This is a genomic window from Sorangium sp. So ce726 (assembly GCF_051521405.1).
GTDB lineage: Bacteria > Myxococcota_A > Polyangia > Polyangiales > Polyangiaceae > Sorangium.
On record NZ_CP150349.1, the window covers coordinates 13,311,675 to 13,324,945 of the forward strand.

Sequence of the window (13,271 nt, forward strand, 5' to 3'; positions counted from 1 at the left end):
GCGCGCTTCTTCCCGGAGGGGTGTCCTATTCGATGCGATAGTAGATGATCGTCCCGGCAGGGTTCGATCGTACCTGCTGTTCGTACGTTTCCGGCGTCGGAGCGGCGCCACCGCTGCCGCCGCCATTGCCGCCCTCGCCACCGCTGCCGCCACTTCCGCCGCTGCCGCCACTGCCGCTCTGGCTGAGCGGCGTCGCCCCCGTGAGATCGACCACCGCATGGACGCGCACGCGCGTCTCACGCTTGTTCCCCGGGACGATGCCATCGGCGTAGATGCTCAGGAAGTTGGTCCTGTTGCCGAGGGACTTCGTGACGTTCGGCTTGAACTTCACCGCTTCCACGCCCATCGCCTTGAACTGCTGCCCGAGCATCCCCCCGAGCGAGCTGCCCGCCTTCTGCGTCATCGCATCGACATAATCTTTCGGGGTGGGGAAGAGCAGCCCCCCGGTCATGCTCTGCACGAGCGACGCCACGGTGAGGAACGCCGACTGCTGGTTCACGTCGCTGCAGAGCGTCGTCGTCGCGATATCCACGAAATCGGCGGTGCACGTGAGCCTGAGCAGCGTCAGCGCGTTCGCCGACGAAACGTTCACCTTCTGCTTCCGGTTGCCCCAGACGGTCAGGACCCGCTTGTCCGGGTTGCTCGGATCCGGATCGACGAACGTCGCCCAGAAATCGTCGTTCATGCCCCGGATCAGCCGCAGCTCATCGACCGAGTCGAACGGGGCGTTCTTGCGCTGATAGGCGAGGCCGACCGTCTGGTAGAAGCTGTCCTCTGCGCCGGTGGAGCTCGGGGCGTTCGACGTCGCGTCGCAGGCGAACGTCTGGTCGCCGGGGTCGGCCCAGTCGATGAGCGCGCTGCAGATGGTCGCGCGGTCCGAGAACTGGCCGTCGCCGTCGCGCTCCTCGAAGAGCGTGTTGTACTGCGCGTCGCTCATCAGGCTGAGCAGCTGGTTCCCTACGGCGATCTGATCGGAGATGCCGCCCACGTCGTCAGCGGCGCGGTTGACGTTGATCTTCGAGTCCTCGTCGACGATCTTGAGCTCGAAGCGGCCGCCGCCGGTGAGCCCCAGGTTCTTGCCCGTCGCGCTGCCCTCGCCCGCGGCCTCGGGGGGCGGCGCCGCGCTGCCCTCGCCCGCGGCCCCGGCGAGCTGCGCGTTGAAGGGGCCGAGGAACATGTCGGTGAACTTCCAGACCGGCACCTGGAACTTCCCCTTGATGCCGATGATCGCGAGCATCGGCCCGATCGCCGTGCTGACGCTCGGCTCGGAGGCGATGAGCATCCGCGACAGGTTCACGGCGCTCTTCGCGTAGTACTCGGCCCGCAGCGCGTCGCGATCGGCGAGCGCCGCGGAGAGCTCGGTCGAGGTCTCCTCCTGGAGCTCGGTCAGGAACACGGTGAGCACCGTGATCGCGCCGAGCACCATGACCAGCGCCACGCCGCGCCGGTCGCGCCGTCTCCGGAGGCGGCGGCGCGCGCGTGCGCGCCTGGAGCGCGGCCTCTCTGCGGCGCGGTCCTCGGCGTGGGGGCTCCTCGGGCGGCTCATGGCTCAGTTGGCCCCGAAGGCGATGGGGACCTGCATCGGGAGTGGCACCTTCGACTCGAACTTGATCGGCTCCCCGCCAGGCCCGCCGTTCAGGACCAGCGTCACCCACACCTGCGAGGGGAGCCGGTCGAGCTGCGCCGCCGGTTGCGTCGAATCCCACGAGTCGACCCACTCCCCGGTGATCGGGTCGAGGTACTGGAGATTGAAGCTCTCGATGTCCTCGGCGAGCACGTTGACGACTCCGCCCCTCGTCGGCTCGGTATCGATCGTCCTCGCCTCTCGGCGCACGAGATCGAGCCTGTCGCGCTCCGGGTCGCGTGCGCCGAAATAGCCGATCTCGCACTGATCGGACTCGTGCGCGTTCCGGAGGAGCCTCCGGTGCGCGAACGCGGTGAAATCGACGCGGTCCGCAGGGGACGAGTCCTCCCCCGCGAAGGCGGTGAGCCGAACGACGATGTTCCTGTCGGCCGGCTGGTGCCTGGACAGGAAGGCCGTCTGGAGCTCGCGCGAGATGCGGGCGATCGCCGCGCGGCCCTGGTGGTAGCGGTCGCCCATCCGGGCGATGCCCGAGCGCGCGCGGCTCATGCCGTCGAACGCGCCGTAGATGAGCGTCCCGATGAGCGCCAGGATGCCGACCGAGACGAGGACCTCGAGGAGGGTCACCGCGCGCGAGCGGCCGCGGCGCCTGCGGAGAGAGCTCGCGGTTCGCGCCGTCACGTTCAACCTCCTCCTCCTCCCTCGCCCGTGCCCGCGTCGGCGTCGGGCTGGCCCATCTGGGGGATCGTCACCCATTGCACGAGCTCGAACGACTGCTCCCGAGACCCTTGCTGCCAGGTCAGCTTGACCGTCACCCGCCGCGCGCTCGCCTCGAAGATGGGCTGCAGCGTCGGCGCGAGCATGTCGACGAACGGCTGCAGGAGCCCCGAGATCCCGCCGGCCGACTCGCCGCCCTCCGCGCCGCCGCCGACCAGCGATTGCGCGAGATCGTCGAGGTTGCCGCTCGGGGCCGCGGTGCCGCTCGACTCGCCCGGGTTGCCGAGCGCCCCGAGCCCCTCGAGGTTGGTGTCGAGGTCCAGATCGCCGTACTTGGGCTCCGGCATCTCGGGCTTCTCGATGCGCCAGCTGCATTTGATGTTCGGCGACTCGTCGCCCTCGCAGCACGGCCCGCTGTCGGCCTCGTCGAGCGCCGGCAGGCCGTCCTTGGCGAGCCGCTCCTCGAGCTCGGTCATCTTGCAGCGCGCGAGCCCGTTCGCGAGGCTGAGGTTCCTCGCGTGCGCCGCGGCCGAGAAGGCGCCCGCCTGCGCGGAGAGGATCGCCGTCAGCCCGAGGCCGAGGATGGCGACCGCCACCATCACCTCGAGCAGGGTGAAGCCGCGGGCGCGCATCAGAGCCCCGTGTCCTCGCGCTCCGACGCCTCGGCGTCGTCGCGCGGCCTGGGCATGCTCGCCTTGCCCTTCCTGAGCTCCGTCTTGCCGGTCAGCGGCGAGACGAGCACCGTCATCACCGCGTCATCGGTCTCCCCGCCGCCCAGGCTGAGCTGGATCGCGGCGTGCTCGGTCTGGCCTCCGGGCCAGAAGTAGAGATAGGCCCGCCCCTCCGTCACGGGCTCGTCCTGGTGTCCGGTCTCCACCTGGAGGAAGCGAACGCCGCTCGACAGCTCCTTGCCGGGCCTGTCCTTCTCGGGGTTGAAGCCGTACGCCTTCGCCGGCTCGAACGAGGGCCGCGGCGCGCGCGGCCCCTTCAGGATCGCCTCGGCCTCCGCCGTGGCCGCCTTCTCGGCCTCCGTCGCCGCGGCGGCGCCGCCGGCCCGGTCGTTCCGCTCGACGAGCAGCTCGCCTGTGGACTCCTCGAGCACGATCATCCGCTCCTCGAAATCGAAGACCAGCCGCACCGGCTTCGACTTCGCGTTCGCGTGGGCGTACGCCACCCGGACGGCGCCCGCGAGCAGCGCCGCGCTGCGCTTCAGCCGCGCGCTCGTGACCGCGCCCATGCCGAGCATGACCGAGCCGCTGATGAGCGCGATCACCGTGACGGTGATCAGCACCTCGACCAGCGTGAGTCCCCTCGTGCGACGGCGTGTCATGGGCGCTCCTGCTCCCGCGCTGCGCTACATCTCCGCGATCTTGTTGAGATCCGACTGCTTCATGTCATCCCGGATGTCGTCCGGGGTGTTCTCTTTCTTGTCGTCGCCGGACGAGACGACATGGACGTCGTTGTTCTCGTCGCACTTGATCTTGTACGGCTGGCCCCAGGGATCGTCCGTCTTGTTGCCGTCGATCTGCTTCGCGCTGACCAGCGCCTGGATCGTCGGGCACCCTTCGCTGCCCGCCCCGAGCTGCTGGTACTGCTCGGCGGCGCTCTTGATGATCGTCGCCCCGGTATAGGCGCTCTTGACGCGCGACTGCTTGAGCTTCGGCCACACCACGAGCGTGGCGCCGCCGGCGATGATCGCCATGATCGTCACGACGATGAGCACCTCGACCAGGGTCACGCCCCGCGAGAGCTTCCGGCTCAGCCGTCGAATCCTTCTTGCGCTGCTTGCTCTGTTCGTCTCCATCTCTCACTCCACCCTGTCAAGGCCGCCTATTTCGCCGTCCGGTCCGTCGCTCATGAGATCGTATCCGTCCGGCTCCTTCCTTCCGGGACAGGTGAGCCGGAGCGGCCTGCCCCACGCGTCGACCGGGTCGATCGCGAGGTATCCCTCGCGCTTCAGCTCTTCCAGGGAACCCGGGCACCGCCGCTCGTGATCGGCGCGGTACAGGGTGATCGCCCCGTGGACGACGGACAACGTGGCGCGGGTCGATCGAATTCCCACGAGCCGCCGCTCGCGCGCGCCGAGGAGCAGCAGGAGGACCACCATCGCGAGGCCCGCGGCGAAGGGCCTCGCCCGCGCCATGCCGGTCCGCCGGAAGAGCCCGCCGGCGCGCTCCCAGGGGAAGAAGATCGTGCTCTCTCGCTGTCTGCGCCGCCCCATAGCCACCTACCCGACGAAGCTCGACATCTGGATGAGCGGCATGAGGATGGATATCGCGATGAACGCGACCGCGCCGCCCATGATGACGATCATGAGCGGCTCGAGCAGGCTCGTGAGCACCTGGACGCGGGTCTCCACGGCGGAGTCGTAGGCATTGGCGACGTTCTCCAGCATCGCCTCCAGCTGCCCGCTCCTCTCGCCGATGGCGATCATGTGGGTGACGATCGGCGGGAACTGGCCGCTCCGCTTCAGCGGCTCGGCGATGCTCTGGCCCTCGCGGATCGACGCGATGGCGTCGACGATGACCTTCTCCAGGGCCGCGTTGCCGAGCACGCTCCGGACGATATCCATCGCGCTGAGGAGCGCGACGCCCGACGACAGCAGGGTCGCGAGGGTCCGCGCGAAGCGCGCGATGGACAGCATCTGGATGAGCTTGCCGAAGATGGGCGCCCGCAGCACGAACGTGTCCCACGAGAGGCGGCCCTTCGGCGTCCGCACCCAGCGGCGGAACCCGTACACCGCGCCTGCGAGCGCGAGGAGGATGAGCCACCAGTAGCTCGAGGCGAACGCCGACGTGCCGATGAGCGCCGCGGTGTACCAGGGCAGCGCCTGGTCCATGGAGGCGAAGATGCCGGTCACGTTCGGCACGACCGCGACCATGAGGACCGAGATGAGCCCGATGCCGATGAGCGCCATCAGCCCGGGGTAGGCGAGGGCGGCGGTCACCTTGCCCACGAGCTTCGCCTGGTTCTCCATGAAGGTGGTCAGGCGGGTCAGCACGCCCTCGAGCGTGCCGGACGCCTCGCCGGCGCGCACCATGCTGACGTAGAGCGGCGGGAAGATGGAGGGGTGCGCCTCGAGGGCCTTGGCGAAGCTCGTGCCTTCGCGCACCTGCTCGCGCACCTGCGTGAGCGCCCTCTTCAGCGACTCCTTCTCGACCTGCTCGATGAGCGCGTTGAGCGACTCGAAGAGCGGGATGCCGGCGCCGATGAGCGTCGCGAGCTGGCGGGTCATCACGGCGACGTCCGACGTCGAGGGGCGGCCCACGAAGGCGAACATCTTGAGATCGCGCTTCGCCTTCGCCTTCGCGGCCTGCTCCTCGGTCGCGCCGGTGAGCATGATGCCGTCCTTGCGCAGGGCGGACCGGAGGGCCTTCGCGTTCTCCGCGTCGCGGACCCCTTTGACCGGCTTTCCGGTGCCGACGAGGATGCCTTTGTATTCGAATACCGCCACGGCCTTCCCTACTCGTCGACGATGACGTCTTCCTGCGTCGCCGCGAGGACCTCCTCGACGGTGGTGATGCCCTTGAGCACCTTGCGCGCCCCGTCGTCCCGGAGCGTATCCATGCCCTGGGAGATGGCGACCCGCTTGATGGTCTGCGCGTCCGCGCTCTTCAGGATGTGCGGGCCCACGGCGTCGTCGACGACCATCAGCTCATAGATGCCCCGCCGGCCGATGAAGCCCTTCTGGTTGCAGGAATCGCAGCCCCCGGGCTTGTAGAACACGGCCCGGTCGATGTCCTGCCCGATGTAATCGTATTTCTGTCCGTGCACGCTGTAGCGGGTCGAGAGCTTTCGCCGCGCCTTCCAGGCGAGCCGGTCCTCGTCGAGGCCGAGCTGCTGCAGCTCGTAATCGGAGGGCCGGTAGGGGACCTTGCACGTCGGGCACAGCAGGCGCACGAGGCGCTGGGCGAGGATGCCGATCACGCTGCTCCGCACGAGGAACGGCTCGATCTCCATCTCGACGAGGCGGGTCACGGCGGCGGCCGCGTCGTTCGTGTGGAGGGTCGAGAGCACCAGGTGACCGGTCAGCGACGCGTGGATGGCGATCTCGGCGGTCTCCTTGTCGCGGATCTCGCCGACCATGATCACGTCCGGATCCTGGCGGAGGAACGCGCGGAGCGCCGAGGCGAAGGTGAGCCCGATCCCGGGGTGGACGTGGATCTGGTGGATGCCGCCGATCTCGTACTCGACCGGGTCCTCGGCCGTGAGGATGTTCCGGCTCGGCTCGTTGATCCGGTTGAGGCAGGCGTAGAGCGTGGTTGTCTTGCCGCTGCCGGTCGGGCCGGTGACGAGGATGATGCCGTCCGGCCGCTGGATGAGCGCGTCCATGATGGCGTACTCGCGCGGCGCGAAGCCGAGGTCGTCGAGCCCGAGCAGGACCGACGCCTTGTGCAGGATGCGCATCACGATCCGCTCGAAGCCGCGGCTCGTCGGCACGGTCGAGACGCGGATGTCGACGCTCTTGCCCGCGATCTTCAGCGTGATGCGGCCGTCCTGCGGGAGCCGCTTCTCGGCGATGTTGAGCGCCGCCATGATCTTCACGCGGGCGATGATCGGCGCCATGAACTGCTTCGAGGCGCGCTTCGCGACGTAGAGCTCACCGTCGATCCGGTAGCGGACGACGACGTCGCGCTCCTCGGGCTCGATGTGGATGTCGCTCGCCCGCTCGCGGACCGCCTGCGCGAAGAGGCCGTTGACCCAGGCGATGATCGGGGCGTCGTCGTCCGAGTCGATGATGTCGACGAGGTTGTCCTCCTCGAGCGCCGTGTCGCCCTCGAGCTTCGCGCCGCCGTCCTCCTTGCGCTCCCAGATGCGGTTGATCGCGTTGAGCACGACGTCGCTCGTGGCGACCGCGATCTCGACGGGCTTGCCGAACAGCGCCCGCACGTCGTCGATCGCCGTCGTATCGAGGGGGTCGGCGACGGCGCAGTAGACGACCCCGTCGTGCTCGGCGAGCGGCAGGATCTTGTGCTGCTTGGCGTAGGTGATCGGCACCCGGCTCGCGAGCTCGAGCGGGACCGCGTCGATGTCGATGCGCGGGAGGAGGCCGACCTCGCACTCCTCCGCGAGCGCCTTGGCGATGCTCGCCTCGTCGGCGATGTTGGACGAGACGATGAGGTCCGCGAGCGGCTGACCGCGCTCGCGGACGGTGTCGTAGAGCGGCACGAGCCGCTCCGCGGGGACGACGCCCCGCCGGATCAGGATCTCGCCGAGGTACTGCTGCTGCTGCAGGCTCATTCCACGCGCTCCATCTGCCGCGCGCCGGGCGGCCGCCGCGTGGGCCGCGGCGGCGGGGCGCCGTTGGGCGGCGGCGGCAGCTGGGCCGGCTCGCCCTCCATGTCGACCATGCCGGGCTGCATGTGCATGGCGCCGGTGGCCTTGCCGCCGAACGTCGGCAGGCCGACCGGATCCACCGGCACGTGCTCGCGCGGCCCCTTCGGGCGCGCCTCCTCCTCGAGGCGCGCCCGCTCGTCCTCGGCCAGCATCGACTGGCGGATGTCCTCGAGGAGCCCGTTCGCGCGGCCGAAGTCGCGCGGCGGCTCCCACGCGGCGCTCTCGCTGAAGACGAAGTAACGGTCGATGAACTCCTGCCGCTCCTGCATCTTGCGCTCGAAGATGGTCCGGAGGTCGTCCTGGTCGCGGATCACGTAGGGCGTCAGCACGAGGAGGAGGTTCGTCTTCGTCTTGGTCTTGACCCGCTGCCGGAAGAGGAACCCGAGGACCGGGATGTCGCCCAGCACGGGGATCTTCGTCTCCGAGGTGGTCATGCCGTCGCGCATCAGGCCGCCGATCACGACCGTCTGCTGGTCCCGGACGACGAGCGTGGTGCTCGCGGTGCGCTTGTTGATGGGGATCGCGCCGAGCGCGCCCTCGAGGGGGGCGCCGGCGTCGGAGATCTCCTCGGAGAGCTCCAGCCGCACCTGGTCCGAGTCGTTGACGTGGGGGACGACCTTGATCTTCGTGCCGACGTCCTGGCGCGCGGCGGCGCCGCCGCCGAGGCCGCCGAGACCGCCGAGCAGGCCGCCGAGCGCGCCGAGCCCGCCCGCCGCGCCCGCGCCACCGGCCAGGCTCGCGAGCTGGTTGAGCCCGCCGCCGCCCACGTTGGTCTGGAGCGGGATGTTCTGGCCGATCGAGATCTCGGCCGCCACGTTGTCGGTCGCGAGGATGTGCGGCGTCGCGAGGACGTTGGAGTCGCCGTCCTGGGCCAGCGCGTGCAGGACGACGCCGAACGCGGGGATCGAGATGCCCGTCCCGAGGATGTTGTTCGAGCCCGTGATCGCGGGGCCCTTGATGCCCAGCGCGAGCGCGCCGAGCTGCGCCGGCAGGCCGATGACGGACTGGCGGATGTTGTTGCCGCCGTAGACGACGCTGTCGTTCGGGTCGAGGCCGTCGAACGGCGCGCCGGCGTGGTAGCCGATGCCGAAATCGAGCGAGCGGCTGACGTTCACGTCCATGATCACCGCCTCGATGAACACCTGCCGCCGGGGCTCGTCGAGCTGGTCGATCACGGTGCGCAGCTGGGCGTAATCGTGGGGCGACGACGTGATGAGGAGCTTGTTGCTCGCCTCGTCGCAGGTGACCTTGACCTGCCCCTCGAAGATGTCGTCGGTCGAGCCCGGCACCGCCTGGGCGGCGCGCGCGCCCGGCCTGCCGCCCACGGCCGCGCCGCCGCCAGATCCGCCGCCGAGGACCTGGTTCAGCGTCGCCGACAGCTCCTTGCAGCCGGCGTGCTGGAGCGAGAGCACGTGGACCTGCCCCTCGCCCGTCTGAGGCACGTCGAGGCGCTTCAGGATGCCGAGGACGCGCAGGTAGTCCGGCTCGGTGGCGGTGATGACGAGGGAGTTGGTCCTGTCGTCCGCGATGATGCGGGCGCCGGTGCCGCCGGCGCCGCCCCTGCCGGGCCTGCCGCCGCCCGCCCCGGCCCTGCTCGGGTCGACGATCTCGTTCAGCTTGGTCGCGACCTCCGCCGCGGAGCCGTAATGAACGGGCTGCACCCAGAGCTGATCGCCGGCGCCGCCGACGTCGATCTCCTCGACGATCCGGAGCATGCGCTGGATGTTCGACCCGGTGTCCGTGATGATGAGCAGGTTGCCGGGCGGGTAGACGGTGACGTCGCCGTCCTTCGATTTGAACTTGCTCAGGACGCCGCCCGCGTCGTTGGCGTCGATATGGGACAGCCGGTACATGCGGGTGACGAACCGGTCCTCCGCGGGCACGGGCGCGGCGGCCCCGAACACGGGGGTCGTCTCGGACACCGCGCCTGGCGTCTCCACGATCTTGAGGAAGCGGCCGTGGGGGATGACGGTGAGATCGTTCGAGGCGAGGATCGAGAGGAACGCGCTGTACGCCTCGGCGACGGTCACCTTCTCCGGCGCGTACACCGTGGCCTTGATCTGCCGGAGCTTGCCGCCGTAGATGAAGCGGCGCCCGGTGATGTTGCTGATGGCCTTCACGAGCTCGGGGAGGTCGGCCTCGTCGAGGTTGAAGCTGACCTTGTAGCCGCCGGGCTTCGGCTTGAACTCGATCTCCTGGACCCCTTGCTTGACCGCGGCGAGCGGGTCGTCCCCGGCGTCGCCCGGAGCGGCTGGCGTGGGCGCGGCTGCGCCCGGCGCGCCAGCAGCTGGAGCGCCTGCGGCCGGCGCGCCCGGCGCAGGCGTGGGGCGGGCGGGCGGCGGCGGGACCTGGCCGGGGGTCCGCAGCACGGGGACGCCGCGGTTCGCGGGCTGCGCTGCGGCGGGCGGCGCCGCGGCGGCGAGCACGAGCGCCGCCACCGGCGCGGCGAGGAGCCTCCTCCGGAGGCAGCAGGATCGCTCGAGGGTCGTCATCACCATCAGTCGACTCGATATTCTCTGCGTTGGTTGGTAGGGGGAGGCGGCGCCGCTCAGTCGGCGCCCGGCGCGCTCGGCGCGCTCGCCGCGCTTTCGCGCGCGGCCGGCGAGGGGGGCCGCGGCCGCTTCGAGCGGGAGGTCTTGCCCAGGGCGGTCTTGCTCGCGCCGGCGGCGGCCTCGCTGTCGGCCTCCTCCGTCGCGTCCGTCGCGGACTCCTTGTCGTGGGGCGCCTCGTGGGGCGGCAGGACGGCCTTGGCGACCGATACGAGGACGAGGCTCATGACCCCGACGAACGTGAGAGAGCCGAGGACGAACGTGCCGATCACCATCAGCGTCCGCCGGAGCAGGCTCCCTTCGTTCAGCGTCCCTATCCATCGCGCCATGCCGCTACCCTGCTTTCGTCCCTGGATTCAGTCCGGAGCGCTCACTTGATGTTGAAGTCGATGTTCATCGGCTTGCCCTTGCGGTTGATGCTCACCGTGAGCCGGTCCGCCGTCCGGAGCCGCGCGTAGGCCTCGAGGGCCTTCTGCGGATCGCTCATCTCAAACCCGTTGATGCTGGACAGCCGATCTCCGTTCTCCAGCCCGAGCGTCCCTAGCAGAGAGTCCGGGCGAATCCCGAAGAGACGGATGCCCACTATCTTGTCTCCCTCCTTCTCGGGGACGATACGCGCGGAGCGCATCAGCTCGCCCTGGTTCTCCAGGATGTGGTCGACGGCGCTGCGCTCCACGTTGAACTCGTTCTCGCTCACGCGCTGGATCTTCGAGGCGATCTCCGGCGGGATCTTCTTGCCGCCGCGGGCGGCGGGCTTCGCCGCCGCGCCCGTCGACGTCGGCGCGGGCGTCGGCGCCGGCGTGGCGCTGACGCGGGCGACGGCGTGGCTGCCCACGATGGCCTGGCACCGCGAGCTGCCGGACGTCAGCCAGACCCGATCCCACCCCACGTAGTAAACGGTCTGCCCGCTGATCTCATCCCCTTGCCGCCGCAAGATCGCCTTGCCGTCCGAGCCGGTCATGGCCGCGAACGACCACGCAGGATCGTCGGCCTGCGTGATGAGCAGGACGCGGGCGCCGTCGCAGGAGGGGTCCGCGTACGGGTCCTTGTTGGGCAGCTCGTGCGGGACGTTCGGGATCTCGACCGGCTTGCCGTCGAGCGGCCCCGTCACCGAGTCGAACGGGTTGCGCGAGAGGATCGCCGCGGCGCTCGTCGTGTGGTCCGTGCTGCTCGCGGTCGACCCGAACGACGCCGGGCGCGTCGGATGGACGGGCGGCGCTGGCGGTGCGTCGATCGCGACGCTGGAGACCACCAGCTGACCCATGCCCGACGCCTGGAAGTAGGCGGCGAGCGCGATCAACACGCCCAGCACCCAGGGAAAATACCGCTTCAGGATCGCGTCGATGCCCATGCGCCCATCCTCCTCTAGGCGAGTTTCATGCCAGCGGTCAATCGCCGGTGGTTTCCCGCGTCTTCACGAAATTTCGGAAGCTGTCCCGCCAAGGTGACGCACCCCGGTCGTGTCGGACGGCCTTCGTTGCCAAAGTGACAAATGGATTTTCGCGGGGTGCCGGCGCGCGGGAGCGGGCCGTGTCCGCGGGACGGCGCGCGCGGCGTCACTCCAGCTCGCCGAGCTTTCGGTAGATGGTGCGCGTGGAGATGCCGAGCAACTGCGCGGCCACGGATTTGTCCCCGCGGGCGTGGCGGAGCGTCTCGCGGATGAGCCTGCGCTCGACCTCGTCGAGGGGTGTGCCGACCGAGAAGGTGAGCGAGCTCGGCTCGGCGGGGGCGGCCTCGCGGATGAAGTCGGGCAGGTCGTCGACGGAGAGCTGGTCGCCGCGGCAGAGGACCACGGCGCGCTCGATCACGTTCTCGAGCTCGCGGACGTTGCCCGGCCACGTGTAGTCGGTCATGCGCGCGAGCACGTCGCGCGGCGCCTCCAGGCGGGGGCGGTTGTTCTTCGTGCAGTAGATGCCGAGGAAGTGGTCGACGAGGAGCGGGATGTCCTCGCGGCGGGTCCGGAGGGGGGGCGCCGTGATCGCGATCACGTTGAGCCGGTAGAACAGGTCCTCGCGGAAGCGGCCCGCGGCGACCTCGGCGCGGAGGTCCTTGTTGGTGGCCGCGACCAGGCGCACGTCGGCGCGCACCGTGTCGCCGCCGACGGGCTCGTACTCGCCCTCCTGCAGCACGCGGAGGAGCTTCACCTGCACGGCGGGCGAGAGCTCGCCGATCTCGTCGAGGAACAGCGTGCCGCCGGCCGCCTTGGCGAAGCGGCCGTCGCGCTTCGCGAGGGCGCCGGTGAACGCGCCGCGCTCGTGGCCGAAGAGCTCGGCCTCGAGGATGGTCTCCGGGATGGCCGCGCAGTTGACCGCGACGAACGGCCCTCGCGAGCGCGCGCTGCGCTCGTGGATGAAGCGGGCGAGCAGCTCCTTGCCGGTGCCGCTCTCGCCGAGCACGAGCACCGTGGCGCTCGAGGGCGCCGCCTGGGTCGCGATGTCGAGCACGCGGCGGAGCGTCGGGCTCGATCCGACGATCTCGCGCTTCGTGAGCAGCTTGATCTCCTGCCGGAGCGAGCGGTTCTCGGCGACGAGCGACTGGCGCTCGGCCGCCTTGCGCACGCTCTTGATGATCGTCATCCGCTTGAGCGGCTTCTCCACGAAGTCGTAGGCGCCCTCGCGCATGGCCTGGACCGCGGTCTCGACGGTCCCGTAAGCGGTCATCATCACGACCTCGGTGTCGGGCGCGAGCTGCTTCAGCGCGCGGAGCAGCTCGAGGCCGCTGACCCCCGGCATCATCAGGTCGGTCAGGACGACCTCGACGCGGCGGCTGCGCACGATCTCCAGCGCCGCCTTTGCGCTGTCCGCCGTGATGACGCGCATGCCGTCGCGCTGGAAGATCTTCTCGATGGAGGCGACGTTCGACGGCTCGTCATCGACCACGAGGACCGTCGGCGCGCCGGGCGGCGGCGCAGCGGGGCCAGCGGGCGGCGCGCTCGGGGGGACTTGTGCCAGATCGTCAGCCATGCGCCACTGTGTCACAGGCGGAAGCGGCGTGTCCAGGAGAGCACGGGTCTGACAAAGTCCGAGCCGGCGCCTGACAAACTGACACGCCGACCTGGTCCTCGCGCGCCGCCCGCGAAGATCGCG

Annotated in this window: 12 protein-coding genes; all 12 read right to left on the reverse strand. The window is 69.9% G+C overall.

Annotated elements, in window-relative coordinates; genetic code table 11:
- Positions 1-25: 25 nt before the first annotated feature.
- Positions 26-1,426: a general secretion pathway protein GspK gene (locus WME79_RS49640; protein ID WP_437530272.1), complete on the reverse strand. Its 1,401-nt coding sequence runs from the start codon at positions 1,424-1,426 to the stop codon at positions 26-28.
- A gap of 123 nt (positions 1,427-1,549) precedes the next feature.
- Positions 1,550-2,263, reverse strand: a complete 714-nt coding sequence (locus WME79_RS49645; protein WP_437530275.1) for a type II secretion system protein GspJ — start codon at positions 2,261-2,263, stop codon at positions 1,550-1,552.
- A gap of 2 nt (positions 2,264-2,265) precedes the next feature.
- Positions 2,266-2,931 (reverse strand): type IV pilus modification PilV family protein, encoded by a 666-nt coding sequence (locus WME79_RS49650; RefSeq protein WP_437530278.1) that lies wholly within the window; start codon positions 2,929-2,931, stop codon positions 2,266-2,268.
- Positions 2,931-3,629, reverse strand: coding sequence for a pilus assembly FimT family protein (locus tag WME79_RS49655; RefSeq protein WP_437530281.1), 699 nt, complete (start codon positions 3,627-3,629; stop codon positions 2,931-2,933). Before WME79_RS49655 ends, WME79_RS49650 begins: the two co-directional genes overlap by 1 nt.
- 24 nt (positions 3,630-3,653) lie before the next feature.
- Positions 3,654-4,103, reverse strand: coding sequence for a type II secretion system protein (locus WME79_RS49660; protein WP_437530284.1), 450 nt, complete (start codon positions 4,101-4,103; stop codon positions 3,654-3,656).
- A 3-nt stretch (positions 4,104-4,106) separates the two neighbouring features.
- Positions 4,107-4,520 carry a type II secretion system protein GspG gene (locus WME79_RS49665; RefSeq protein WP_437530286.1) on the reverse strand — a complete coding sequence of 138 codons (414 nt, stop codon included), beginning with the start codon at positions 4,518-4,520 and terminating at the stop codon, positions 4,107-4,109.
- Between the two features lie 6 nt (positions 4,521-4,526).
- Positions 4,527-5,753: a type II secretion system inner membrane protein GspF gene (gene gspF, locus WME79_RS49670; RefSeq protein ID WP_437530289.1), complete on the reverse strand. Its 1,227-nt coding sequence runs from the start codon at positions 5,751-5,753 to the stop codon at positions 4,527-4,529.
- A gap of 8 nt (positions 5,754-5,761) precedes the next feature.
- Positions 5,762-7,540: a type II secretion system ATPase GspE gene (gspE, locus tag WME79_RS49675; RefSeq protein WP_437530292.1), complete on the reverse strand. Its 1,779-nt coding sequence runs from the start codon at positions 7,538-7,540 to the stop codon at positions 5,762-5,764.
- Complete coding sequence (gene gspD / locus WME79_RS49680) at positions 7,537-10,134, reverse strand: type II secretion system secretin GspD (protein ID WP_437530295.1); 2,598 nt, start codon at positions 10,132-10,134, stop codon at positions 7,537-7,539. The genes gspE and gspD overlap by 4 nt, the downstream gene beginning before the upstream one ends.
- Before the next feature lie 50 nt (positions 10,135-10,184).
- On the reverse strand, positions 10,185-10,514 hold the full coding sequence (locus tag WME79_RS49685) for a hypothetical protein (RefSeq protein ID WP_437530297.1): 330 nt from the start codon (positions 10,512-10,514) through the stop codon (positions 10,185-10,187).
- Between the two features lie 41 nt (positions 10,515-10,555).
- Positions 10,556-11,536 carry a type II secretion system protein GspC gene (gene gspC / locus WME79_RS49690; RefSeq protein ID WP_437530300.1) on the reverse strand — a complete coding sequence of 327 codons (981 nt, stop codon included), beginning with the start codon at positions 11,534-11,536 and terminating at the stop codon, positions 10,556-10,558.
- A 205-nt stretch (positions 11,537-11,741) separates the two neighbouring features.
- Positions 11,742-13,148, reverse strand: coding sequence for a sigma-54-dependent transcriptional regulator (locus WME79_RS49695; protein ID WP_437530303.1), 1,407 nt, complete (start codon positions 13,146-13,148; stop codon positions 11,742-11,744).
- Between the last annotated feature and the right edge of the window lie 123 nt (positions 13,149-13,271).

Coding starts and splice junctions, on each gene's coding strand:
- WME79_RS49685 (WP_437530297.1), bottom strand. CDS start 10,514: ATGGCGCGATGGATAGGGACGCTGAACGAAGGGAGCCTGCTCCGGCGG.
- WME79_RS49660 (WP_437530284.1), bottom strand. CDS start 4,103: ATGGAGACGAACAGAGCAAGCAGCGCAAGAAGGATTCGACGGCTGAGC.
- gspE (WP_437530292.1), bottom strand. CDS start 7,540: ATGAGCCTGCAGCAGCAGCAGTACCTCGGCGAGATCCTGATCCGGCGG.
- WME79_RS49650 (WP_437530278.1), bottom strand. CDS start 2,931: ATGCGCGCCCGCGGCTTCACCCTGCTCGAGGTGATGGTGGCGGTCGCC.
- WME79_RS49665 (WP_437530286.1), bottom strand. CDS start 4,520: ATGGGGCGGCGCAGACAGCGAGAGAGCACGATCTTCTTCCCCTGGGAG.
- gspD (WP_437530295.1), bottom strand. CDS start 10,134: ATGGTGATGACGACCCTCGAGCGATCCTGCTGCCTCCGGAGGAGGCTC.
- gspC (WP_437530300.1), bottom strand. CDS start 11,536: ATGGGCATCGACGCGATCCTGAAGCGGTATTTTCCCTGGGTGCTGGGC.
- WME79_RS49640 (WP_437530272.1), bottom strand. CDS start 1,426: ATGGTGCTCGGCGCGATCACGGTGCTCACCGTGTTCCTGACCGAGCTC.
- WME79_RS49655 (WP_437530281.1), bottom strand. CDS start 3,629: ATGACACGCCGTCGCACGAGGGGACTCACGCTGGTCGAGGTGCTGATC.
- WME79_RS49695 (WP_437530303.1), bottom strand. CDS start 13,148: ATGGCTGACGATCTGGCACAAGTCCCCCCGAGCGCGCCGCCCGCTGGC.